Genomic DNA, 21,925 nt, shown 5'->3' with positions numbered 1-21,925 from the left:
AGTAGAATTCCCCATGAACGATTCGAGACTAGGAGACGAGCATGGCGCCCTGCGATGGGACGTGGAAAGGCACCTCAACGATGAACTGGCGAGGGTTGGATGAACGGCATTCCGGAAAGGGGCGCGTCCTCCAAAGCTGATCGGGCGCTGAAGCTGCACGAACAGGGGCTCACCCGCGCTCAAATAGCCGAGCGACTGTGCGTGAAGCCGGACAGCGTCAAGGGGATGCTCGATCGGGCTAAGCAGCGGCGGGCTAAGATGAGCATGGCGGCACGAAGTTGAAATAGGGCGCGGACCTGAGCCCGCGACGTCCCCTGCACGACCGCGATGGTGTGACCAGATTCCAACACCGGCGGAAAATCAGCTCTATCCTTATTCGGAACACAGTTGCGCCCATCGCCATTCGCGCGACTTTGGGAAGCTGTTTGGCGATTGAGGGCGTCAAATCACCGAAAACCCGGAGTTGTTATGAGTATCATCCCCATGGACGTTCAAGGACGGTGCGAACGGCGGTGGGCCGCTCGATTTTCCCGGCCGACGGAATCGGTCGCACCTCGAAACCAGCGGCCGGAGAGGGAGGGCCAGCAGATCGCCGGGGCCGACAAGAGCAAAAGAAAAACCCACCGGGGTGAAGCGGCGGGATCGATACCTCTATCGGCATTGTGGGCGCGGACCTGAGCCCGCGCTCTTTATTGTGTCAGCGTTGTGGGCTTCTTGGGTTGAGCGCGCGCGGCGCCCCCTCTGGCTTTACCGTGAGATGCCTGGCGATCGCGCGTGGCAGACATATCTTTCTTTAGCTTCAACTGTTCATCGGCCGTCATGGCAGGCTTCTCGGGCCTCGGCGGCACGTCTTCCACGGCCGGATAACCGGTCGTTTTCGGAGACGCCGGCGTCTCAGCCCGCGCGTCCATCAGTGATGAGCCAGCAGTTGAAGTCGCGCACCCGCCAAGCGAGAGGCTCGATAGCAGCAGCGCTGCCGCAGCAAACGCCGATATCGTTCGCGACACATACGCAATACCCATGGATGGTCGTTCCACGAGCATTGCGGGCCAATTATGACCGCGGGCAACGTGAACCCGAACACCGGCGACGTCGGCACACGGAACCCGCGGTACAGGTGGACGAGAAAGGGCGCGGACCTTAGCCCGCGCCTTTTCCTCAGCAACGTTTCATGGCTCGTTGTCCGCAGCACATATCCACAGCGTACCCACAGGGCCGATTCTTGGGATGTGTGAGTGTCACATGGGCTTGCTGCGCAACCGTTCACAGGGGCGCGAAAAACCCGCCGGCGTAAACCGGCGCCCTCACCTCTCCTCGTTCGGATCCCAAGTCCGCAACGGCGGGATGGTGGTCGTCGGCTACCAACTAAACCAGAATTTAATGGTGCCAGCACTGATTGCAAAGCCAAATCAGAAGCGTGCCGGGCCGCCCCCGGCACACACTGCAAGTAAGGCGGCCTCAGCTCACCCCTTGCGCTGGGGCCGTTTCTTTTTATGGGCGGTGATTGGCCTGATCATGGGCCCTATCTGGCAAAGAAAAACCCGCCGGGCGTGAACCGGCGGGTCAAAGCATCAGGACCGTCGCCTGCTAGGAGTATCCGCGACGTGCTTCAAGGCCAGTATCTTGGCAATTGCGCGACGTAGATCCTCTTCGGCCGTCCGCACGGGCGGCCATAGCCCGAGCTGTAGCGGCTTCACGATCGGTCAAATGCCTTTGATGCCGTTTGGCTCGTGTGCCTGACCAAAACGCACGGAATAAAATTCAATTTAATGGTGTCAGCGGATTGCGAACCCACATCAGGTTACGCGCGTCACAATCCCTATCTCCCGAAGAGCAAGGCGATGACCGAGGTAGTCACGGCACTGTGTGTCTTTTTCAGCATCAGCATGTTCCTGGCTCACGCAGTCGACGCGGTTCGCTCGCGCTGAGAGGATTCTAGTTTATGAGCACGCTTGCCGATCTGGACTTTCTTCTCGTGCTGATCGCGACCTGCCTTGGCGCATGTATTGTGATAGCATTTTGGGAGATCGAGCAATTTCGCGAGCGCCGGCGACAACAAAGCCGCAATGCCGTGCGGCCAATACGGAGGCGCTGAGTCTAAGCTATCTCACTCTCGTCGTCCGGATGCACCCAAACGCATGGCGCAACCTCGTGCGGCGATCAATCGCTCAAAAACAAAACCCGCCGGCGTGAACCGGCGGGCTCAGAATTTGATCGCCGGCTTAGGGGGATCGAACCTCAGAAGGTGGTCGAACTTATCAGGATCGAAGACGCGGCCATTGGCGTCAACGACGTGGACCTGCCATCCGGCCTTAAACAACCCGCGAGCCTTCGCCACCGTGAGCACAGGGCTGGTGAAGAGCGTCCGGGTGCTCTCGCCGTCTTTTGAAGCATGCACCACAAGCGCAGCCATTGGATTTCCTGCGGGGAATAGAAAAGCCGCCATCGGTGTCCGGTCCGATGACGGCTTGATTCTCACACCAGTTCGCAAATTGAGATTGAGCGAATTTAGTTAAAAAAGATGCAATGAAACCCGCCCGGCGTGAACCGGCGCCCTCACCTCTCATCGTCCCGACGAGTCTACTTGAACATCGTCTTGACCGCCTGCCAGAACGATAGGCCTTCCCGGTGTTGATGCTCAGCGGTTGGCGCGGGCTGAATGGCGCTCACCGGATCGATCAAACCTGCTTCCAATCGCGCATGCTTCTCCAGGTCGAGCCTCTTGGCCTCCCGGCGATCCGACTCATACTTATCGACAGGAGTGAGATTGGCTTTCTGAGCCATTGCTTACCCTCCCCTTTTTCCGTGAACAGAAGCCAACGGTTCCCAGGTTGAGTTCGTTCCGTGGCGCTCCCAAAAAGAAAAAGGCCTTGATCTCAGCTCTCCTCGTCCGGATGCACCCAAGGATAAGGCGTGATCTCGCGCGCCTCGGTCAGCTTGATCATGTGCACCGGCGGCGCATAGCGACCCTTGTTGCACGATCGGCATTTCAGAGCGGCCTCAAGCTTCCAGATCGGCGTATGGCGCGGCCGGCGGGTGGCATCGAGCGGCAGGCTGGCGCGGGTCTTACAGCGATTGCATTCCACCTCGAGCCAACCGAGCCCGCCATTGAGGCATTGCGCGATCGTAGGCGATGGCTGCGCCGGTCCGCCATAGCCCTCCATTCGGATCGACCAGGCTTCGGCCTCGGCGCGATCGGCCTCGCGGACGGCCTTCCTGGCTGCTTCACGGGCCCCATCCGCGTGAATCCTCGCGCCGCGGATACGACTACCGAAAATGACCTCGCTCGACTTGGTGCTCATGAGAGGGCATTACAGCGGCTCTTGCGAGTGTGGGCAATGCCACTAGGATTTGAGGTTCGGAATGACCCCTTGGCCCTACAGGTTCGGTCAATGTGCAATCTCTACAGCATCACCAAGAATCAGGACGCGATCCGCCGGCTGTTCCGTGTCACCCGCGATAGCGCTGGCAACCTTCCGCCGATGCCAGGGATTTTTCCAGACTATCCGGCGCCGGTCGTTCGTAACGCCAGTGGCGAGCGCGAGCTGATCATGATGCGATGGGGAATGCCGCCGCCGCCGAAGTTCGGCGGGGCGCCGGTGACCAACATTCGCAACACCGCTTCGCCGCACTGGCGAGGCTGGCTCAAGCCGGAAAACCGCTGCTTGGTGCCGGCATCCAGCTTCTCCGAATACGCGCCCGAGCCGAACCCCGCGACTGGCAAAAAGGACGTGGTGTGGTTCGCACTCAATGACGAGCGGCCGCTGTTCGCTTTCGCCAGGATCTGGACAGAGTACAGAGGCGACCGCGGCACCAAGTCGAAGCCCGTCCCCGGCCCTCACCTCGTCCACGGTTTCCTGACGACGGCGCCGAACGCCATCGTCGAGCCGATCCATCCCAAGGCCATGCCGGTGATCCTGACCACCGATGAAGAACGGGCCGTCTGGATGCGCGGGCCATGGGATGAGGCGAACCCAGAAACCGCTTTAGCGGTATGGGATCGCGCGTACAGCTAGCCGCCCAAACCTAGCGCGGGTCATACCGACGTGGCCTAAATTTATCTATTTTGATTTGTGAGCAATTTTGACCAGAAATTGCACAGGTCAAATAGACGGCCCTTTGTTACGCACGGCCGGTCGGCCTTCAACGCTAATTGATCCTGACAGGCCATCCACAATCATCTTGCCATGGAACCGAAACATACCTCAGTGCTTATCAATCGACTTCGCGAACGGCCTACGTAAATGAATGTCAGGCACTTCCCGGAAGCAATTCGACTCTAGATCGGGTGAACCTCCAGGATCTCGGCAATCATTTTACTTGATGTGGTTGCCGCACCCAGAACCTTGAACGGGAGACTCAGGTGCCGAGTAAATACATTTATTTTCGGATACTGAACTACCGGCCGGGCGTGTTTGCATTGGTACGCTGCACAGAAGTCTTCTACAGGCAAGGATATTGAATACCGTTCCCCTGCTGGGTGCGGCAACCCAAAACGAAACGTTAGTACTTAGTCCAAGCGGGTCTTGGACCGCTGCCCATGCAACCGCTCTTGAGAATCTTGTCAATTTCGCTTCGCCCAAGCTCCGACAGACACAGAAGCTGAAGATCGACATGGCCGATGTGCGAGAACTCGACACACTCGGCGCATGGCTGCTCGAAAGGATGTCACGCGGTGCTATAGAGGCTGGCCATCCAGCGACAGTCGTTGGCATTGCGAGTCGGTACGAAGGCCTCATCGAAGACGTTCGACAGGTCAACCGTAGTAAGCCTGCGAGCCGAGTCGTTCCAAATCCGGTCCTTGCGCGGCTGGAAGCTGTCGGGCGCTCAACGTTCAGCGCCACGGAAGACGTGTCGGCATTTCTACAGATGCTGGGGGCCTTGGGATCGGCCAGTTTCGGCGTCTTGCGAAGGCCGCGTTCGCTTCGGTTGAAGTCTCTGGTGTACCACCTGCATCAGGTCGGCTGGCAGGCTATTCCGATCATCGCCTTGGTCACGTTTCTGATCGGCGCCATCATCGCTCAGCAAGGCATCTTCCATTTCCGCAAGTTCGGCGCTGACTCTTACGTCGTCGATTTGGTCGGCATACTCGTACTTCGTGAAATTGGCGTCCTAATCGTTGCCATCATGGTCGCCGGCCGATCCGGCAGTGCCTATACCGCCGAACTTGGCTCAATGAAAATGCGAGAGGAAATCGACGCATTGTCGACCATGGGTCTCGATCCCGTTGAAGTGCTGATCTTGCCCCGCATCGTTGCTTTGATCCTGGCGCTTCCGATCCTCGCATTCATCGGTTCGATGGCCGCACTCTACGGTGGCGGGCTGGTCGCGTGGTTTTACGGAGGCATGAACCCGGCGATATTCATTGCGCGACTTCAAGAATCCGTGTCCGTGACGCATTTCGAAGTCGGAATGATCAAGGCGCCATTCATGGCACTGGTGATCGGCATCGTCGCTAGCAGCGAGGGCTTGAGGGTCAAAGGAAGCGCGGAATCTCTTGGAAAGCAGACGACGATCTCCGTCGTGAAGTCGATCTTTCTCGTCATCGTGCTCGACGGAGCTTTCGCCGTATTCTTTGCCTCGATTGGAATGTGACGATGAACGGATCAGCAGACCAATTGTCGATCCGCGTCCGCGATCTCGTAGCGGGCTTCGGCCAACAAACCGTGATCAACCACCTGTCGCTGGATGTTCGCAAGGGCGAGATCCTTGGCCTGGTCGGCGCGTCCGGCGGTGGAAAATCCGTCCTGATGCGAACGATCATCGGGCTTATTCCAAAGCGGAGCGGCCATATCGAGGTCATGGGAGTCGATATTGACCGTCGCCATGACCGCGACACCCACACCGCTGCCATGTGGGGCATCCTGTTCCAGCAGGGAGCATTATTTTCGTCACTGACGGCGCTCCAGAACGTTCAATTTCCGCTTCGGGAAAATCTTGTCCTTTCCGAACCGCTCATGGACGAGATCGCGACCGCCAAGCTCGAGATGGTTGGCTTGACGCTGGAGGACGGCGACAAGTTTCCGTCGGAGCTCTCAGGCGGAATGACAAAGCGTGTTGCCCTGGCGCGTGCGCTCGCGCTCGATCCCGCGGTCGTATTTCTCGACGAACCGACATCCGGGCTGGATCCCATTGCGGCGGGTGACTTCGATGACCTGATCAGGACGTTGCAGGAAACGCTCGGGTTGACCGTCTTTATGGTGACCCATGACCTTGCCAGCCTGAACACGGTTTGCGATCGGGTTGCCGCACTCGCTGACGGCAAAATCGTTGCGATCGGCTCAATGGCTGAGCTGCTTCGTTCCGATCACCCGTGGGTCAAGGCCTACTTCCACGGTAAACGCTCCCTGATGCTGCAACCAGAATCGAGCTGAGACAATGGAAACGCGCGCTCCCTTTATCGTCGTCGGCGCCTTCGTTCTGGCGGCAATCGGTGCAGTCTTCGCCTTCGTTTATTGGCTCCACAATACCGCCGGAACGGGCGCGCGGACGGTTCATCATATTCAATTCGACGGGTCTGTATCGGGACTACTGGTTGGCGCCGCGGTGCTGTTCAACGGAATCCGTGTCGGCGAGGTCACCAACCTGGGCCTGGCGGCCGGCCGTCCTCGCCAGGTCGATGCGACCATTGCCGTGACATCAGGCACGCCGGTGCACGCAGACACAAAGGTTGGTCTGGATTTCCAGGGCCTGACCGGTGTTCCCGTGATCGCGTTGGAGGGCGGCAAGGAGGTCGGCGCGTCGACTGATACGCAGACGCTTATCGCCGATCCGGCGGCTGGCCAAAGTATGACGCAGGCTGCGCGCAATGCTCTCGCTCAAGTCGATTCCGTGCTGGCTGATAATGCGGAGCCCCTCAAGAGCACGATCGCCAACCTCAAAATCTTCACCGAAGGACTAGCCAAAAATACTGGTGGGCTCGACTCTATCGTGGCCGGCCTCGTCAAGATGACGGGAGGCGGCGAACCGGCGAACCCCAAGACGATCTACGACCTTAGCATTCCCTCAGACTTTGCGTCGCCAAAAACGCCGCTCAAGGAGCAGCTTGTGATGCCAACGCCAACGGCGATCCTTTTACTCGACACTCAGCGGTTCCTGCTGGAGCCCAACAAGGAGCTTCCGGAATTCGCGAACGCACAATGGGCCGACAGCATTCCGAAAATGTTACAGGTCAAGCTCATTCAAAGCTTCGAAAACTACGACGTCGCGCACGCACCGTTACGCTCGACGGACACTCCCGGAATAAATCCTCAGATCCTCGTCGACGTCAGAAGCTTCCAGATCAACACGGGGGCCGAACTGACCGCTGAGATAGGGTTTTCAGCAAGGATATTAAACAAGGACGGACAGGTGGTCGCTTCACGTCTGTTTCAGCAACGCAAAAAGCTCGACAAACCTGATCCGGCCTCCGCCGTCGCCGCGTTCGATGACGCTTTCGGAAGCATCGCAACCGACTTGATCACCTGGACGGCTAACACACTCTAGCGTGGCCCAACCACCAACACAGCAATTGGAACCGTGATGCCAGACCCTTTGTCACCAGACCTCCTCCGCAAAATGCACGCCTATTGGCGCGCGGCAAATTACCTTTCGGTCGGGCAAATCTATCTGCAGGACAATCCGCTGCTGGAAACGCCGCTTAAAATTGAACACATCAAGCCCCGCTTGCTCGGTCATTGGGGCACAACAACTGGACTAAACTTCCTCTACGTTCATCTGAACCGGCTAATCAAAGACAATGACCTGAACATGATCTACGTCATCGGCCCGGGTCACGGCGGTCCTGGCATCGTGGCGCACAGCTATCTCGAAGGATCCTATACCGAGCATTATCCCGCGATTGAGCGCAGCCGGAACGGACTGCAACGATTGTTTCGACAATTTTCCTGGCCACACGGCATTCCGAGCCACGTGTCCCCGGAGACGCCCGGCTCGATCCATGAAGGTGGTGAACTCGGCTATTCGTTGGCACATGCTTATGGCGCCGCGTTCGACAACCCGGATCTCATCGTCAGTTGCATCATCGGCGACGGTGAAGCGGAGACGGGTGCCCTCGCTACCAGTTGGCACTCCAACAAATTTCTCAACCCGGCCCGCGATGGCGCGGTGCTTCCGATCCTTCATTTGAATGGGTTCAAGATCGCCAATCCGACGGTGCTAGCCCGCATCAGCCATCAGGAGCTGACCGCGCTATTGCGTGGCTACGGCTACGAGCCACATTTCGTCGAGGGTGACGATCCTGCGCTAGTGCATCAAAGTCTTGCGGGGACGCTCGATCGGATTTTAGCTCAAATTCGTCACATCCAAAGCATCGCCCGCTCCCGTGAAGGAAAGGATGGCGTCGAGCGCCCGCGCTGGCCGATGATCGTTTTCCGCACGCCAAAGGGCTGGACCGGGCCAAAATTCGTCGATGGCAAACCCGTTGAAGGCACGTGGCGTGCGCATCAAGTTCCGATCGCGGATTTCAAAAATCCCGAACATCTGAAGCAACTTGAAGACTGGATGAAGAGCTATCGGCCGCAGGAGCTGTTCGACGAGCGAGGGAAATTCAACGAGGAGTTCGCCGAGCTGGCGCCGACGGGTCACCGGCGCATGAGTTCTAATCCGCACGCCAATGGTGGTGAATTGCTACAGCCGCTATCGATGCCCCACTTTCACGACTACGCTGTGGCGGTCCCCCAGCCCGGTAGCGTCAGGTCGGAAGCAACGCGGGTGCTCGGAACATTTCTGCGCGACGTGATGAAGCTCAATCTCGGGAAGCAGAATTTTCGGTTGTTTGGCCCGGATGAAACGGCATCAAACCGGCTGGAGGCTGTTTACGAAGTTTCCGGCAAAGAGTGGATGGCGGATGTCGAGGCGGTCGATATCGATCTCAGCATCGATGGACGCGTCATGGAAATGCTCAGCGAGCACATGTGTGAAGGCTGGCTGGAGGGATATCTGCTGACCGGACGCCATGGCTTGTTCTCCTGCTACGAGGCCTTCATCCACATCATCGATTCGATGTTCAATCAACATGCGAAATGGCTGAAGGTCAGCAAGAGCATCCCCTGGCGCAAGCCGATAGCCTCGCTGAACTACCTGCTGACGTCGCACGTCTGGCGGCAGGACCACAATGGCTTCTCTCATCAGGATCCAGGCTTCATCGATCACGTCGCGAACAAGAAGGCGGATGTCGTGCGCATATATTTGCCACCCGACGCAAACTGCCTGCTGTCGGTGGCGGATCACTGTCTACGCAGCCGCAATTACATCAATTTGATCATCGCCGGAAAGCAACCGGAGTGGCAGTGGCTCGACATCGATTCAGCAACGCGCCATTGCACGGCCGGCGCTGGAATCTGGCGATGGGCCAGCAATGATGCTGGCGACCCTGACGTGGTGATGGCATGCGCCGGCGACGTGCCGACGTTGGAGACAATGGCGGCTGTCACTCTTTTGCGAGAATATGTTTTAGACATCCGAATCCGTGTCGTCAACGTGGTGGATTTGATGGTGTTGCAACCGCAATCCGAGCACCCGCACGGGCTTGAAGATCAGGATTTTGATGAGCTGTTCACGACCGACAGGCCGGTGATCTTTGCTTTCCACGGTTATCCCGCGATGATCCACAAGCTGACCTACCGACGGCATAACCATGACAATATTCATGTGCGTGGCTTCAGAGATGAAGGCACCACCACGACTCCCTTCGACATGGTCGTTCTGAATAATCTCGACCGCTATCAGCTTGCGCTGGACGCCATTCGGCGAATTCCGAGGCTTAGCGAACAGATAGAAAAAGCCACAGAACGCTATTGGACCGCCATGGAGCGTCACAAGCTCTACATCAGTGAGCACGGTGACGACATGCCTGAGGTCCGTGACTGGCGTTGGACGGCGTTAGCACTTTCGATTCCGGAGAAGCCGTGACGAATACGCAACCACAAGTGATCACCCTCTCCCTGAACAGCGGCTCTTCCTCGCTCAAATTCGGCTTGTACCGCGTCAACTCCTCACGGACCGAGACGCTGATCTCCGGCACGGCGGAGTCAATCGGCGAGGCAACCAGCAAGTTCCACGTGCGGGATTCGCAAGGCCGCACACTAACGTACGATACCACGTCCATTCCAAGCCAACGGGAAGCGATTATCCTCATCGGAAAAATTCTTGATGGCTCAAAAATGCCTGCTCCCGCCGCTATCGGACATCGAATCGTGCATGGCGGACCGAGGCTGCGCCAACACTGCCTGATCAACGAGACGGTAACTCAGCAGTTGGACGCCGCCGCTATTTTTGCGCCGCTGCACACCCCGGGCGCTTTGTCGGTCATCCGCTTCGCGCTGGAACATTTTCCGGGACTCCCGCAAATAGCCTGTTTCGACACTACATTTCATGCGGGAATGCCTGACGTTGCCCGCGTGCTTCCGATCCCCCAGGAATTGCAATTGCAAGGCATCCAACGCTACGGGTTTCACGGCCTTTCCTGCGAATCGATCGTGCACCAGCTAACATCCCCTGTCCCCGACCGTCTCATCATTGCTCATCTCGGCAACGGCGCCAGCGTCACCGCCGTCAGGGATGGCAAATCGATCGATACCAGTATGGGTTTGACGCCCAGCGGCGGGGTGATCATGGGCACCCGAAGTGGCGATCTCGACCCGGGTGTTCTGGTCTATCTGATGCGTGAAAAAAAGCTCGACGCGGCTATGCTGGAAGACCTGATCGATCACCAATCGGGGTTGACGGGAATTTCCGGCATTAGTAGCGACATGCGAAGTCTCCATGACGCAGCGTCATCCAATCCGGGCGCACGATTGGCTATCGATATGTTCTGCTATTCCGTCCGCAAGGAAATAGCTGCGATGATTGCCGTTCTCGGCGGAGTTGATGTTATCGTCTTCACCGGCGGCATTGGAGAAAACGACGACGCGGTGCGCGCGTCGATCTGTGCTGGTTTATCGTGGGCTGGAATCAACTTCGACGCGACGCAGAACCTTGCCGCATCGCGCAGCTCCGTAAAGGTTCTAGTCTCGCAAGAAGACGAGCAAATCGCTCGTCATACGTGGTCACTGTTGCTCGCTGCCTGAAGGCTCTAAAGCATGAGCGTGACGTCGCACACGCCGCGATCCTCCGCATCAGTCACGATCTTAAATCCTAATTCCCGGCACATCTTTAGCATGACCGCATTTTCCTGGAGGATCTGGCCGTCAATGCGGCTCAGGCCATCGGATTTGGCATACTCGATGATCAGTTGCATCAAGGCCCAGCCCAGGCCCCTGCCCTTGAGATCAGATCTCAGCAGGATCGCGTACGAACCGGTCTCGTGGATTGAATCGGAGTAGAGCCAGACGACGCCGAGGGTTTCACTGTTGGCTTCATCAAAGGCGACAAAGGCGATCGCACGCTGACCATCGAGATCCGTTAATTTGGCGATGAATTGATGCGAGAATTCCTTGATCGAATCGAAGAAGCGAAGTCGCAAGTCTTCTTTGCTCACGTGTCGCGGAAGATCGCGAATCAGTGGTTCGTCATCTGGACTGGTCGGCCGTACAAATATCCGCCAGCCATCCCTGAGAACAACGTGCCGCTACCATCGGAGGTCGGAGAATCGAACAATTGACATCACTGCACCGCAGCCAGCATCGAAAACGCGGCAATGACTGCCCTCTTCTACAACAATTGAACGATGCCCGGCAGAGGCCACGGTTATGCAGTCACGTCCTGCCTGGTCGGTCACCGTTTATCGTAGCTGATGAGTACTGGCCCGAAGGATATCGCGAACTCGACGTAGGCAGCCGCCCAGGCGAAAGCCGCGAGATCAAGAAGCGGTACGCTATGAGCCGGTTCGACTACCGCGCATATACGCGCTAGAGCCGCGACAATTACCGCCGCAAATATGGCTTGGGTCGAAGCGGACGCGATCAGTTTCTGACCGGTATGACCCAGCGTCGCCCGGCTCATCACCGCAAGCGTCATGACACCCGCGGCTCCCGCCATCCAGGCGTGGATTCCGGCTCCCGCAGGGACCATGCCAAAAGCAGACGCCGCATTTAGCAGAAATCCAATCGGAACGAAGGCGTAGCCGACGTGCAGAATGAGTACCAAACGCTCTCGCCAAGTTCGATCGCCAGCCCAACGGCAGAGGCGGATGACATGCAGACAGCCGGCCAATACAAGGGCATATCCCACTGCTGCGCCGTCTGGCCAGATAACCCACAATCCAAGCACTAAGACGCTGATCGCCACGACCAGGATATCAAAACGGGCGAAAGGTGCCGGAAGACGACCAGGATTCTCGCGCGCGAGCCAATTACGAGTGAAGCTCGGAATGATGCGCCCGCCAATAAGCGAGATAAGCATCACGACAACCGCGATGCCGATGCGGATGCTGGTATCGGCGGTACCGTTGAAATGCGCTTCGAGGTGGAAGGCAAAATTACCCACAAAAAGAACTAAGATCAGAACCACGATGTTGAGATTGCTCCACTTGCGTCCCGCAACGATTTCACGAGCCGCAGCAGCAGCAACAAGCAACAGGAAGCTCGCGTCGACAAGCATTGCTGCCAGCCATCCGGTCTCAGCCGAAAACGTCACACACACACACACACGGCCTGCGAGCCAAAGAGCGACAATGCCAAGCAACGGTCCGCCCTGAATGGGCAAGCGCCCGGTCCAATTCGGTATCGCAGTGAACAGAAACCCGGTGATTACCGCAGGAAGATAGCCGTAGAGCATCTCATGGACATGCCAGTCGCGCGGCGCAAAGGTCGTAGTCAGAGTGAGTTCGCCCATAAAGACCGGGAGCCAGACCAGGATCGCAAGACCCGCGTAGATGGATCCCAGCAGAAAAAACGGCCGAAAGCCGTTCGAGAGAAGTTGCCAGCCGTCGTAAGACCTAAGTCGGGGAACCGATGTCATGATTGTGCCTTCACGAAGCCGCACAGTCTAATTCTGTCTGCGACCATCTTCTGATGCGAACTTCTATGGCTGCATTCGGTCCGTCGCCGCGAGATATTTTCTCGCATAGGCGACAAGCTGCGCATCGCTTGGACGGTCAACAGTTTCTACGCCAGCAATGGCCTTCCCCAGCTTCGGATTATGCAAATGGATGTATTCTGCCAGCTCCGTCTTTGCGTTCGCTGGCCCAGTGATGAGGACTGCGCCAGCATCAGCGACCGATTCAGCTACCTCGCGAAGATAGTCGGGGCTTGTCGTTGCGTGCCCGCTCCCGATGGAGTTTGCCTTGTGATGGATGTGTCTGCTCGGATTATCCGAGTGCAGGACAAGTGTTTCGACGTCGGTCGGGCTGAAATGAAACACGCGAGCTTCACGATGATCAATCCAGATCGCCGCATGATAATGATGTTCGGTCATGAAATACGTCCTTTTCTGCCCATCAAACGAACATGACGGTCGACGGAGCGAGCAACTGAACGGCGAGCGAAGCCAAGACCATCTCAGTTCGCTCTCAACAATGTCTCATCTTCCTGGGAGTTCAGGTACATTCCCGACATGGGCTCGACCCAGCAAAGGTGGTCGTGAACTTTCCTGACACCAGAAACATTCTCCACTGCAACAATCGCTGCCTGCCGAGAACGCTCGTTGGTAATCACACCGCTGAGATGAACATTACCGTTACGCACGATGACGCCGAGCCCAAAGGGCCCCCAGTCAGTTTTCTCGATAGATGTGATGATATGGTTGCGAATGTGATCATCGTCGGCAGTCGGATCCGGGATGTCGCGCGCCAGTCCCGCAACGGCCTGAAGGAGATTGGAGCGCGTTACGATTCCGACAAGCTGATCTCCGCGTAACACCGGCAGACGCTTGACGTTCTTTTGTTCCATAAGCTGCACAACGTCTTCCAGCGTCGCGTCTTCCGTCACGGTGCAGGGGTCAAGAGTCATGATCTCCCCGACCTTGCGGCCTCGCTCATGCACGAAATCCGATGCAACCTTTCCCGGCCCAAGAAGGAGTTTCAGCCAGCGACCACGCTTTCGTTGGGTCCCGATCTCCGCGCGGCGGATAAAATCACCTTGCGAGACGATGCCGACCAACTTTCCGGCTTTGTCGACTACTGGAAGTCCACTGATGTGGTTCTGCAGCATGGTGTTTGCTGCTTCGACGATAGGAGCACCGGTAGCAACGGTTATTACTTGCCGTGTCATGATTTGATGTGCGCGCATTTTTACGATTTCCTAACCGGAATTAAGATGCTTCAAGACGCGGTGTCAGCATGGCAAAGCGAGCTTGCTCGTCGTCAACGTCTAGGCTGCTAATAAGGTCCTCAACACTCCGAGCCGAAGAATGCCCGATGTGAGCATTTTTGCTCACTCGTCGCTTCGGTATCAGTGGTAGCGTCGCCACCGTCGGCTGTGTAGATGACGTCTGCTGCCAAAATATGAGCTATGAGTGTGGCTTTATGGGCGTCTAGCGGGAGGTCAAACCGGTTCTAACCCTGATATCAACAAGGGATAGTGATGCCGAGCATGGGATTGCGGGAACTTATCTGCCGCAACCTCGTTTACATTCATCACCGCGCCGTCCTCAGCTTTTACCGGTGACTGAGAGTGGTTGTGCTCCCGCGTGATCAGGGACCGACACTTGCCGTCACCGAACAATCAGTCCCTGAATTCATCGTTTAATCCCAAGGCTTTTCTGGGCCGAGCCGGCCCGGGAAAAGTGATGGGGAAATACCAGAAAAATGAGGAAATCTTCGCCCAAGGGGAAATTGCTGGAGCCGTCTTTTACATTCAAAAAGGCAAGGTCAAGGTCACGGTATTATCCGAGCATGGCAAGGAAGCAATCGTTGGGATCCTAACGCAAGGGCAGTTCTTTGGGGAAGCGTGTCTCAATGGGGCAAAACTACGCACCGCGTCGACTCATGCGATGGAAGAATGTCTCCTCACATCGATAACGAAAGTTACAATGATTGCGACACTTGATGCGGAGCCGAAGTTCTCCGCTTTCTTTGTGGCATACCTTCTGTCGCGCAATAGCCGGATTGAAGACGATTTGATCGACCAGCTATTCAATTCCAGCGAAAGACGGCTCGCTCGCCTTCTCCTGCTTCTCGCGGATTTCGGTAAAGAGGGGGGCGCCAAACCTGTCCCGGTTATCCTCAGTCAGGAAGCACTGGCGGAAATGATCGGCACTACCCGGTCTCGTGTCAGCTTCTTTATGAACAAATTTCGCAAAGAGGGCTTCATCAGCTACAACGGAAAAATAGAGGTTCACAGTTCACTCCTAGACGCAGTCCTGCGTGACAAGCCTCAAATCAAAGAAGAGGAATAATAGTTTGGTGGTGACTCCGTTCGCCGTCAAGCTCAGTGAACAGGACATGCTCGATATCGCCGCCTATTATTCCTATCTGCCGCGTCAGCCGGGATACCATTCCGATCCTGCCGTCGATGCCCCGCAGATCGTCGCCCGCGGCGCGCCGATGCGCAACGGCCCCGCTTGCTCTTCCTGCCACGGCACGACCGACGCCAAGCTCGGTACACCGTGGCTCGACGGCCAGTCCGCCGTCTACATCAAGGCGCAACTCCAGGCCTTCGCGGCCGGCGCGCGGCGAAACGATATCAGCGAGCAGATGAGAAACATTGCACGGCAGATGACAGCGGCCGAGATCGATGAGGCTGCGCGCTATCACGCGGGCGGGCCTTGATCGGGTACCAAGAACGGGCGTTACGAGAGACGCAGGCTTCCGGGGGATATCTCATACCAGAGCTAAACGATCTAGCGATGTTCCCATCGAGAAAGCTTCAGGAATGCCTTTACGCCGCAAGGAACGACACCGCACCGAACGCATTGGCTGGCTGCGCGCAGCGGTATTAGGCGCGAACGACGGGATCGTTTCGACAGCGAGTCTGGTGCTCGGTGTCGCCGCAGCGCATGGGACCCGCAGCAACGTGTTGGTCGCGGGGGTTGCCGGCCTGGTCGCAGGGGCTATGGCGATGGCGGCCGGAGAGTACGTATCTGTCCACTCACAGGCAGACACCGAACAGGCTGAACTCGAGCGTGAGCGCGCGGAACTCAAAGCTGACGACAAGGGAGAACATGAGGAACTGACTGCGATTTACGTCGCTCGTGGCCTCGATCATTCGCTCGCAAAGCAGGTCGCCGATCAACTCATGGCCCGTGACGCAATAGGCGCGCATGCCCGTGACGAACTTGGCATCATCGAGACGCTCCGAGCGCGTCCGATTCAAGCTGCGTTCGCATCAGCTCTTAGCTTCGCTGTTGGAGCGGCCATGCCTCTCCTGACCACTGCCTTCGTCCCGGAGGCGAGTCTAATTATCCTTGTTCCTGCAACTTCACTCGCTTTCCTTGGGCTTTTGGGTGCGTTGGCTGCGGGCGTGGGCGGCGCGGGTGTAGCGGTGGGCGCACTACGCGTGACTTTCTGGGGTGCACTCGCAATGGGACTGACGGCAGGCGTCGGGGCCTTGTTCGGAACAGTAGTCTGAGGGCGCCAACCGAGCGAACTGGCGGAAAAAACAAAACGAACGGTATCCGAGCCGGTCCTCGCAGGTAAGAGCCGCCATTCAAACCTCTCGTCCCAAGTCGATTTCGCATCATTATGACTGTGCGCCGATCAGTCCGGTCTCGCGTGCAAAAGCCGTTGCGGCACGTTTGCCATGTTTTTTGCCAGAACCCTGATCAAGTCGGTTTGCAATTTACTTAACAAAGCTGAGGTACGAGGCGAGCGCCTCAATTTCGTCCGGGCCCAAATGGCTCGCAGCCAGCGGCATCGGAGACTCTACGCCCGAATGATATCCTTGGCCCCATTGCTCGAGCCGGCCCTTCAAGTAGAAATAAGCCAGTCCTCCGAGGCGAGGAATGTCCCTCACGCCCTCGGCGTTCGGGCCATGACAGGCATAGCAGGACACAATATTGGCTTCCGGAATTCCCTCCAGATAAATTGTTCTGCCCCTGGCCGCGAGATTCCTGTCGCCGTCATTGGCGGCCTTCGGCGCGATCGTCGCAAAATAGATCGCCAAATCGCGCGCCGCGTGCGGACCCAAGGCCGCCACTGCACCCCACATGTATTGCTTCGAAAATGGATTGTCTCGCATGTGCTCGCGAAAACTCTGTATCTGACTCTCAATGTATTGCGGCCGCTGTCCGGCCAATCGTGGGGCGACCATATAGCCCTGCCCCGATGTTCCGTGGCACCAGGTGCAATTGCGAACGCCAGCGCTGTCCCCGTCACCTGCCCACGCGGGAACGGTTGAGGCGACAATCGCCAGGATCGCTATTTTCAACCCGATGCGCTTCATGACCTCAAGCTTTCGCGCTTTATGCATTCATCGAGACGATGACATGTAAATTTGACAGCACTCACTGCAGGTAACTGACGTAGGCCGCGACGGCTTCAACCTGTGACCTGGTCAAGTTGTGCGCCGTCGGTGCCATGATGGCGGATGTGTCGACCGCCGAACCCTGACCTCGCTCTTTCTTCCAACCTGTCAACTGGCCGACGGTGTACGCATAGAGCTGACCCGCCAGTCGCGGAATTTCGTTTTGGCCCTTGCCCTCCGTGCCATGACAGGCGGAGCATGCAGGAACGTTGGATTCCGGCAGCCCTTCCTCAAAGATTCTTTTACCCATGGCGATGGATCCCCTTGGCGCCCCTCCAAACGGTTTGGGATTGAGACCCCTGAAATGCGTCGCCAGGGCCGTCAGCATCGACGGGCTCAGGACATGCGCGACGTTGAACATGATCGGGTTCGTCCGCCTGCGCTCAATGAAGGCCCGCAGCTGAGCCTCGATGTATTCGGGTTGCTGTCCCGCCAGTCGCGGCATCGGAAAATATCCGAGATAACCCTGCCCCGACAGCCCGTGGCAGGTTTTGCAATATTCCAGCTTGGCCTCAAGGCCGCCTTGCCTTGAAGGTGCGCCTCTGTCCTGCGCGTGACCCGCCGCGGAAAAGAACACTGCCAGCATGGCTGTTTGCAATATCAGCCGCAAGCTTATCGCCGTCATGATCCGGCCTCCGGGACACGAACGTCGTCCGCTTCGCTTGAACAGGCTTCAAACATCACCACCCGGACCCCCAGATATGAAAGTTCAGCCCGACTTTGACGACTTGGACGGTTTGCTTGACGTCCACGATGCCCGCAAAAGCGTTGATCGAGTCAGACATCAGAACGCCGCCATGCCCAAATTGATAGTAATCGTATTCGATGTTGGCGGACCAATGATGTGAGAAAGCCCAGTCCACGCCGCCGCCGGCGGTCCAGCCCAAGCGGTTGTCCAGCCCTTCAAAGGCAAAGGGGGCGCCCGCAAATGAGCCGGTGACATTGAATCTGTCTCCTGCCAGGGCGACACCGCCTCTGGCGTAAACGAGCACGTTGTCGAAGGCGTAGCCCAGCCGCGCGGTCACGCTGGGAAGAAAATCGGTGCTAGCTCTCACAAGCGCAGTGTCGGGATTGCCGAGCGGGAGTCCGACGGTCCTGCTGGCTTTCATGGTCGAGCCGGAGGCGGCACCTTCGATGCCCACCACCCAGGATGAGGCGAACTGGTAATCGCAGCCGATCTGTCCGCCTATCACGACGCCGCTTGGCCCGGGGCTGACAGTAGTGATCCCATTTGTCGAGCCGGCGCCCAAAAACGAATCCTGCACGAGCTGCACCGGGTCGGTAATGTCCATGTGGGCAAAGCCGCCCCCAAGATGCCCGCCGAGATAACAGCTGGTCCAGTTGAACCGTGCAGCGAATGGCGTCTCCGCCTTGAGCGGCATATCCGCGGCAAGCGCCGGTCCCGCCATGATCCCTGCAAACGCTGCGGCGGTTGCGAAAAGCAGTTTTTTCATTGGACTTCTCCGTGTGCGGGCCAGCCCGCCTACATGGCAAACCAGGCATGGAGGAACAGGGTGTTGTTGTCGTGGGCGCCGATCGTGGTACCGTTGAATTTGTTGTAGTAGGTATATTGCAGGCCGATGCGGGCATTAAACCAGGGCCAGCCCATCGCCTTGCTGAGCCCGAACGGGATGTAGGCGATCTCGGCCGTCCAGCCGTTGCTGTTCGGGGTCAATGCGTTCCCGGTGACAGCGTCGAGCCCGTACAGGTTTGCGTCCTCAGTACCCCAGATATCGAAATATTGCCCGGTGAAGACGATCCGGTTGTCGCCGCCATAGGCAAACGAGGCCTGCAGCTTCAGGCTGTTGAGCAGGTTGGTCGGATTAGACGAAGCAAAATTGGCAAAGCTCGCGTCCAGCCGCTGAAACTCGCGAATGTAACTGCCGCGCAAAGTCAGCCAATAATTATCGCCCTGATACTGATATTGCGAGTCGAAGCCGATGTCGGTGAATTTGTCCGACATCGGAAACGTCCCGGTCGAAAACGTCGCAAAGCTTGTATCGAGCCACGGATGGACGTCCGTGTACATTCCGAATGTGCCGACCATCAGCGAATGTCGGCCCCAATGCGGTTCGAGAGCGACGCGCCAATAGGGCGCCACGCTGCCGAACTGCCCGGGCGCGCCGAACGGATCGGTACCCAGCGCGTTCTGCTGGCTGAAACCGAGCGTCTTGTAGCCCGTCAGTTCGAGATACAGCAGGTCGTTGATGAAAGTGTAGGCGCCGACGCCGCCGACATGCGCGGCAAAAGCGCCCTCGATTATTGTCTTGCTGCTGGGCGTGGGAGCAAGCGTCGAAACCGCGTAGGGGAAGGACCACGCTGGCGTGGTGTTCCAGACATCCTGAACGGTCGGATTGTTGTTGGCGGTGATGCCGTAGATAAAATCAAGCGGCCCGATGCTCGCGGTCCTGGCAAAGCGAACATCCGTATTGTCCCAAGTCCAGGTGTGTCCGAACGGATCGCCGAAACCGCCGGCGGGTGGCGCGTTATAGGTGACCTGCGCGAACGCGCCGATGTCGTTGGTGATTGCGCCGCCCCAGAATGCGCTGAACGGCGAGAGCACCACGTTGTCGTTCGGCTTGTAGGGGTCCGTCGGTGAAGGCAGCGGCGCCTGGGTGTGGGTGAAGCCGACGATGGCCATCATCGAAATCGGCGGGACGTATTCCTTGTCACCGTCATTCGCGGGGCCCTCCACGGCCTTCGCGTAGCCCCGCAATTTGTCGAGTTCCGCGCGTGCGTTGCTCCCGGTGCTAGATGAGAATGGCGTCGTCCGGAATTCTCCGCCGCCGGGGGTATATCCGAGCAGCTTGAACCTTCGGCCGTACGGAGTAAGCGCGGGAAAATCGGTGTGACATGTGCCGCAGGGCTGCCCGGTCTGGCGCGCGAAACTCGGAAGCGCCTGCGCCGGCGGCGTAAAGGCGATTGTCAGGAAGCCCGCGAGAACGACAAAAACCGCAACCGCAGCGCATAGCCTGCAGTTACCAAAGGGTCGAGTAACACGACCGCAATCGCCTCGCATCGCGCCACCCCGTTGTTCGCGACACTCCGTGCCAACGCACGAATACTTAATTGAAAACCGCTCACAAAAATAACGATAGTCCAAGAGTCGAGAGCGCGGCTAAGCTAATAGCAACGCTGACTCCGATTTCATGATAGCGAGATATTCTTGCAACTATCGTTGCACATGCAACAGTACGCCGTGCGCCGAAACATTGCGTTTCGTCACTCGCGACACAGTCCACATGGACGAGTAACTTCTCGTCGTCCTTAACTAAGATCCCCGATTTGTGCCTCGACGTTGATCTGGATCAAATCGCTCCCGAAAATCGATCTGGATCGATGGGCACGGCCAAGCGCGCCAGTAAACCAGCTGGCGAGCTAAACTAGCGCTAGTCCAAGACGGAAAGTCCGAGTGAGCAAAAAGGAACACTAAATCGGATTTCGTCCCGGTGAGGTTTTTTGGCAACAAAGAATGCGCGTAGACAAAGCGTCTTCGTCAGATCATAGAGGTTCGACCGTCTTCGGATCGTTTGCTGACATATTATTTAGGGTGATCGGGCTCGGAACCCCTGGCATTTATCTGGTTCAAGTTGCTCCGGAAAGATCGAGCTGGATCAAACTGCCCGGCCAGGCGTAACGTGACCCATTATCAAAGGGCGGGCCTATGAGCTTACAAACAGTATTGCTGACGGCAGCCTTCGCCATCGTAGTCTCCGCAGGGGCGCACGCGGAGGACAAGGGCACGGCCGCCGTTCCGAAGCAAGAACTTGAGGCCAAGATCGCCTATTGCAAAACCTGCCACGGGGTGTCGGGACAAGGGTTTCGTGGAGCCTTTCCCATGCCGCGACTTGCAGGACAGCAACCGGAGTATCTGGAAAATCAGTTGCAGGCATTTATCGAGCGGAGGCGGACCAACCCTGTGATGTTTAACGTGGCACATGTTCTGAGCCCGTCGATGGTGACGGCCTTGGCCACGCATTTCAAAGACCTCAATCCCAAACCGTTGGGAGGGGCAGGCGCTCCCAAGGAGCTCGTGGCCGCAGGAAAACAAATCTATGAAGACGGAGTTCCCAGCGCTGAGGTTCCTCCATGCGCTACCTGTCACGGGCCAGAAGCCAAAGGCGCCGACGCATTTCCTCGTCTGGCAGGTCAGCTCAATGACTATGTAGCGAAGAAACTTTTGAACTGGAGCAAGGAGCGGGGTCAGGATCCGGCAAAGCCCGACAATTCGGCCATCATGCAGCCGATCGCGCATAATTTGACCGAAGCCCAGGTTAAAGCCGTCGCAGCGTATCTCAGTTATTTGGAATGACTACCTCTCAAACGGCCCACAACGCTGCGAAACTCATCGCGACCATGCTTTGAAATGGGACGGTACGGAAGTTTCGTGCCAAGCAGAAATGCATTTGATCGGGCTCTCCAAGAGAGCGACTATGCCGGCGCGTCCAGCCCTCCCACAGCAATTGAACGGCCGTCGCGTTAAAACTTAAGTGGTCAATTCTATACAGACGCGCGCTGGTGGCGCGCGTAGCATCCAGCCCACAATGTGCTGCGAGATCAAATCGCAGACAAGAAAGCCGTTG

At 57.5% G+C, this 21,925-nt stretch carries 24 protein-coding genes and 1 pseudogene; 13 read left to right on the top strand and 12 right to left on the bottom strand.

The features are described from left to right. Positions 1 to 99: 99 nt before the first annotated feature. Positions 100 to 282 carry a hypothetical protein gene (locus B5527_RS13110; RefSeq protein ID WP_079601665.1) on the top strand — a complete coding sequence of 61 codons (183 nt, stop codon included), beginning with the start codon at positions 100 to 102 and terminating at the stop codon, positions 280 to 282. Between the two features lie 407 nt (positions 283 to 689). On the opposite strand, the gene B5527_RS13105 is transcribed toward B5527_RS13110, so the two are convergent. After that, positions 690 to 1,022, bottom strand: coding sequence for a hypothetical protein (locus B5527_RS13105; RefSeq protein ID WP_079601664.1), 333 nt, complete (start codon positions 1,020 to 1,022; stop codon positions 690 to 692). A 220-nt stretch (positions 1,023 to 1,242) separates the two neighbouring features. On the opposite strand from B5527_RS13105, the gene B5527_RS43780 reads away from it, so the two are divergent. Both B5527_RS43780 and B5527_RS45300 read left to right on the top strand, forming a co-directional pair. Further along, positions 1,243 to 1,554: a hypothetical protein gene (locus tag B5527_RS43780; RefSeq protein WP_154072198.1), complete on the top strand. Its 312-nt coding sequence runs from the start codon at positions 1,243 to 1,245 to the stop codon at positions 1,552 to 1,554. A 388-nt stretch (positions 1,555 to 1,942) separates the two neighbouring features. Continuing rightward, entirely contained in the window at positions 1,943 to 2,095 is a 153-nt protein-coding gene (locus B5527_RS45300) for a hypothetical protein (RefSeq protein WP_172842552.1), read from the top strand. 108 nt (positions 2,096 to 2,203) lie between these two features. Here B5527_RS45300 and B5527_RS13100 read toward each other — a convergent pair whose 3' ends face one another. The 3 genes from B5527_RS13100 to B5527_RS13090 form a co-directional block, all read right to left on the bottom strand. Further along, positions 2,204 to 2,413, bottom strand: coding sequence for a hypothetical protein (locus B5527_RS13100; protein WP_079601663.1), 210 nt, complete (start codon positions 2,411 to 2,413; stop codon positions 2,204 to 2,206). A 167-nt stretch (positions 2,414 to 2,580) separates the two neighbouring features. Continuing rightward, on the bottom strand, positions 2,581 to 2,784 hold the full coding sequence (locus B5527_RS13095; RefSeq protein ID WP_079601662.1) for a hypothetical protein: 204 nt from the start codon (positions 2,782 to 2,784) through the stop codon (positions 2,581 to 2,583). Positions 2,785 to 2,876: 92 nt separating this feature from the next. Continuing rightward, a complete protein-coding gene (locus tag B5527_RS13090; RefSeq protein WP_079601661.1) occupies positions 2,877 to 3,302 on the bottom strand; it encodes a hypothetical protein in 426 nt (141 codons plus the stop codon). A 90-nt stretch (positions 3,303 to 3,392) separates the two neighbouring features. Here B5527_RS13090 and B5527_RS13085 point away from each other — a divergent pair, with 90 nt between their 5' ends. From B5527_RS13085 to B5527_RS13060, 6 genes are all read left to right on the top strand, one after another. Continuing rightward, positions 3,393 to 4,016 carry an SOS response-associated peptidase gene (locus B5527_RS13085; protein ID WP_079601660.1) on the top strand — a complete coding sequence of 208 codons (624 nt, stop codon included), beginning with the start codon at positions 3,393 to 3,395 and terminating at the stop codon, positions 4,014 to 4,016. Between the two features lie 442 nt (positions 4,017 to 4,458). Then, a complete protein-coding gene (locus B5527_RS13080) occupies positions 4,459 to 5,595 on the top strand; it encodes an ABC transporter permease (protein ID WP_079601659.1) in 1,137 nt (378 codons plus the stop codon). A gap of 2 nt (positions 5,596 to 5,597) precedes the next feature. Continuing rightward, on the top strand, positions 5,598 to 6,374 hold the full coding sequence (locus B5527_RS13075; protein WP_079601658.1) for an ABC transporter ATP-binding protein: 777 nt from the start codon (positions 5,598 to 5,600) through the stop codon (positions 6,372 to 6,374). Between the two features lie 4 nt (positions 6,375 to 6,378). Next, positions 6,379 to 7,485, top strand: a complete 1,107-nt coding sequence (locus tag B5527_RS13070) for an ABC-type transport auxiliary lipoprotein family protein (protein WP_079601657.1) — start codon at positions 6,379 to 6,381, stop codon at positions 7,483 to 7,485. 36 nt (positions 7,486 to 7,521) lie between these two features. Next, complete coding sequence (locus B5527_RS13065; RefSeq protein WP_079601656.1) at positions 7,522 to 9,912, top strand: phosphoketolase family protein; 2,391 nt, start codon at positions 7,522 to 7,524, stop codon at positions 9,910 to 9,912. Further along, positions 9,909 to 11,069 (top strand): acetate/propionate family kinase, encoded by a 1,161-nt coding sequence (locus B5527_RS13060; protein WP_172842551.1) that lies wholly within the window; start codon positions 9,909 to 9,911, stop codon positions 11,067 to 11,069. Before B5527_RS13065 ends, B5527_RS13060 begins: the two co-directional genes overlap by 4 nt. Positions 11,070 to 11,074: 5 nt before the next feature. Here the strand turns inward: B5527_RS13060 and B5527_RS13055 are convergent. From B5527_RS13055 to B5527_RS13040, 4 genes and pseudogenes are all read right to left on the bottom strand, one after another. Next, positions 11,075 to 11,569, bottom strand: a pseudogene (locus tag B5527_RS13055) (GNAT family N-acetyltransferase); the annotation flags it as partial. 146 nt (positions 11,570 to 11,715) lie between these two features. Next, positions 11,716 to 12,900: an NnrS family protein gene (locus B5527_RS13050; RefSeq protein ID WP_079601655.1), complete on the bottom strand. Its 1,185-nt coding sequence runs from the start codon at positions 12,898 to 12,900 to the stop codon at positions 11,716 to 11,718. A gap of 63 nt (positions 12,901 to 12,963) precedes the next feature. Then, positions 12,964 to 13,356: a translational machinery protein gene (locus tag B5527_RS13045; protein ID WP_079601654.1), complete on the bottom strand. Its 393-nt coding sequence runs from the start codon at positions 13,354 to 13,356 to the stop codon at positions 12,964 to 12,966. Positions 13,357 to 13,439: 83 nt separating this feature from the next. Next, the gene (locus B5527_RS13040) at positions 13,440 to 14,168 is read right to left on the bottom strand and encodes a CBS domain-containing protein (protein ID WP_079601653.1); all 729 of its coding nucleotides are present in this window, start codon (positions 14,166 to 14,168) and stop codon (positions 13,440 to 13,442) included. 499 nt (positions 14,169 to 14,667) lie between these two features. Between B5527_RS13040 and B5527_RS13035 the strand changes: the two genes are divergently transcribed. The 3 genes from B5527_RS13035 (at position 14,668) to B5527_RS13025 (ending at position 16,448) form a co-directional block, all read left to right on the top strand. Then, positions 14,668 to 15,276, top strand: coding sequence for a cyclic nucleotide-binding domain-containing protein (locus B5527_RS13035; protein ID WP_079601652.1), 609 nt, complete (start codon positions 14,668 to 14,670; stop codon positions 15,274 to 15,276). A gap of 7 nt (positions 15,277 to 15,283) precedes the next feature. Next, entirely contained in the window at positions 15,284 to 15,649 is a 366-nt protein-coding gene (locus B5527_RS13030; RefSeq protein ID WP_154072197.1) for a hypothetical protein, read from the top strand. 103 nt (positions 15,650 to 15,752) lie between these two features. Next, on the top strand, positions 15,753 to 16,448 hold the full coding sequence (locus B5527_RS13025) for a VIT1/CCC1 transporter family protein (RefSeq protein WP_079601650.1): 696 nt from the start codon (positions 15,753 to 15,755) through the stop codon (positions 16,446 to 16,448). 210 nt (positions 16,449 to 16,658) lie between these two features. On the opposite strand, the gene B5527_RS13020 is transcribed toward B5527_RS13025, so the two are convergent. The 4 genes from B5527_RS13020 to B5527_RS13005 all read right to left on the bottom strand — a co-directional run bounded on the left by B5527_RS13020 (position 16,659) and on the right by B5527_RS13005 (position 20,058). Further along, on the bottom strand, positions 16,659 to 17,057 hold the full coding sequence (locus B5527_RS13020; protein ID WP_338065101.1) for a cytochrome c: 399 nt from the start codon (positions 17,055 to 17,057) through the stop codon (positions 16,659 to 16,661). A 265-nt stretch (positions 17,058 to 17,322) separates the two neighbouring features. Then, positions 17,323 to 17,967, bottom strand: a complete 645-nt coding sequence (locus tag B5527_RS13015) for a c-type cytochrome (RefSeq protein ID WP_245332598.1) — start codon at positions 17,965 to 17,967, stop codon at positions 17,323 to 17,325. A 55-nt stretch (positions 17,968 to 18,022) separates the two neighbouring features. Beyond that, on the bottom strand, positions 18,023 to 18,796 hold the full coding sequence (locus B5527_RS13010) for an outer membrane protein (RefSeq protein WP_079601649.1): 774 nt from the start codon (positions 18,794 to 18,796) through the stop codon (positions 18,023 to 18,025). A gap of 29 nt (positions 18,797 to 18,825) precedes the next feature. Beyond that, the gene (locus tag B5527_RS13005; protein WP_245332597.1) at positions 18,826 to 20,058 is read right to left on the bottom strand and encodes a cytochrome C; all 1,233 of its coding nucleotides are present in this window, start codon (positions 20,056 to 20,058) and stop codon (positions 18,826 to 18,828) included. 948 nt (positions 20,059 to 21,006) lie between these two features. Between B5527_RS13005 and B5527_RS13000 the strand changes: the two genes are divergently transcribed. Continuing rightward, complete coding sequence (locus tag B5527_RS13000) at positions 21,007 to 21,654, top strand: c-type cytochrome (RefSeq protein WP_079601648.1); 648 nt, start codon at positions 21,007 to 21,009, stop codon at positions 21,652 to 21,654. Positions 21,655 to 21,925: the final 271 nt, after the last annotated feature.

Source organism: Bradyrhizobium erythrophlei, assembly GCF_900129425.1.
GTDB lineage: Bacteria > Pseudomonadota > Alphaproteobacteria > Rhizobiales > Xanthobacteraceae > Bradyrhizobium > Bradyrhizobium erythrophlei_C.
Note: the sequence above shows the minus strand (reverse complement) of the source record. Positions and strands in the feature narration are given on the sequence as shown.

What these genes read in the sequence shown, in the direction of transcription:
- B5527_RS13110 (WP_079601665.1), top strand. Translation starts at nt 100, where the DNA reads ATGAACGGCATTCCGGAAAGGGGCGCGTCCTCCAAAGCTGATCGGGCG.
- B5527_RS13105 (WP_079601664.1), bottom strand. Translation starts at nt 1,022, where the DNA reads ATGGGTATTGCGTATGTGTCGCGAACGATATCGGCGTTTGCTGCGGCA.
- B5527_RS43780 (WP_154072198.1), top strand. Translation starts at nt 1,243, where the DNA reads ATGGGCTTGCTGCGCAACCGTTCACAGGGGCGCGAAAAACCCGCCGGC.
- B5527_RS45300 (WP_172842552.1), top strand. Translation starts at nt 1,943, where the DNA reads ATGAGCACGCTTGCCGATCTGGACTTTCTTCTCGTGCTGATCGCGACC.
- B5527_RS13100 (WP_079601663.1), bottom strand. Translation starts at nt 2,413, where the DNA reads ATGGCTGCGCTTGTGGTGCATGCTTCAAAAGACGGCGAGAGCACCCGG.
- B5527_RS13095 (WP_079601662.1), bottom strand. Translation starts at nt 2,784, where the DNA reads ATGGCTCAGAAAGCCAATCTCACTCCTGTCGATAAGTATGAGTCGGAT.
- B5527_RS13090 (WP_079601661.1), bottom strand. Translation starts at nt 3,302, where the DNA reads ATGAGCACCAAGTCGAGCGAGGTCATTTTCGGTAGTCGTATCCGCGGC.
- B5527_RS13085 (WP_079601660.1), top strand. Translation starts at nt 3,393, where the DNA reads ATGTGCAATCTCTACAGCATCACCAAGAATCAGGACGCGATCCGCCGG.
- B5527_RS13075 (WP_079601658.1), top strand. Translation starts at nt 5,598, where the DNA reads ATGAACGGATCAGCAGACCAATTGTCGATCCGCGTCCGCGATCTCGTA.
- B5527_RS13070 (WP_079601657.1), top strand. Translation starts at nt 6,379, where the DNA reads ATGGAAACGCGCGCTCCCTTTATCGTCGTCGGCGCCTTCGTTCTGGCG.
- B5527_RS13065 (WP_079601656.1), top strand. Translation starts at nt 7,522, where the DNA reads ATGCCAGACCCTTTGTCACCAGACCTCCTCCGCAAAATGCACGCCTAT.
- B5527_RS13050 (WP_079601655.1), bottom strand. Translation starts at nt 12,900, where the DNA reads ATGACATCGGTTCCCCGACTTAGGTCTTACGACGGCTGGCAACTTCTC.
- B5527_RS13045 (WP_079601654.1), bottom strand. Translation starts at nt 13,356, where the DNA reads ATGACCGAACATCATTATCATGCGGCGATCTGGATTGATCATCGTGAA.
- B5527_RS13040 (WP_079601653.1), bottom strand. Translation starts at nt 14,168, where the DNA reads ATGCGCGCACATCAAATCATGACACGGCAAGTAATAACCGTTGCTACC.
- B5527_RS13035 (WP_079601652.1), top strand. Translation starts at nt 14,668, where the DNA reads ATGGGGAAATACCAGAAAAATGAGGAAATCTTCGCCCAAGGGGAAATT.
- B5527_RS13025 (WP_079601650.1), top strand. Translation starts at nt 15,753, where the DNA reads ATGCCTTTACGCCGCAAGGAACGACACCGCACCGAACGCATTGGCTGG.
- B5527_RS13020 (WP_338065101.1), bottom strand. Translation starts at nt 17,057, where the DNA reads ATGCGAGACAATCCATTTTCGAAGCAATACATGTGGGGTGCAGTGGCG.
- B5527_RS13015 (WP_245332598.1), bottom strand. Translation starts at nt 17,967, where the DNA reads ATGACGGCGATAAGCTTGCGGCTGATATTGCAAACAGCCATGCTGGCA.
- B5527_RS13010 (WP_079601649.1), bottom strand. Translation starts at nt 18,796, where the DNA reads ATGAAAAAACTGCTTTTCGCAACCGCCGCAGCGTTTGCAGGGATCATG.
- B5527_RS13000 (WP_079601648.1), top strand. Translation starts at nt 21,007, where the DNA reads ATGAGCTTACAAACAGTATTGCTGACGGCAGCCTTCGCCATCGTAGTC.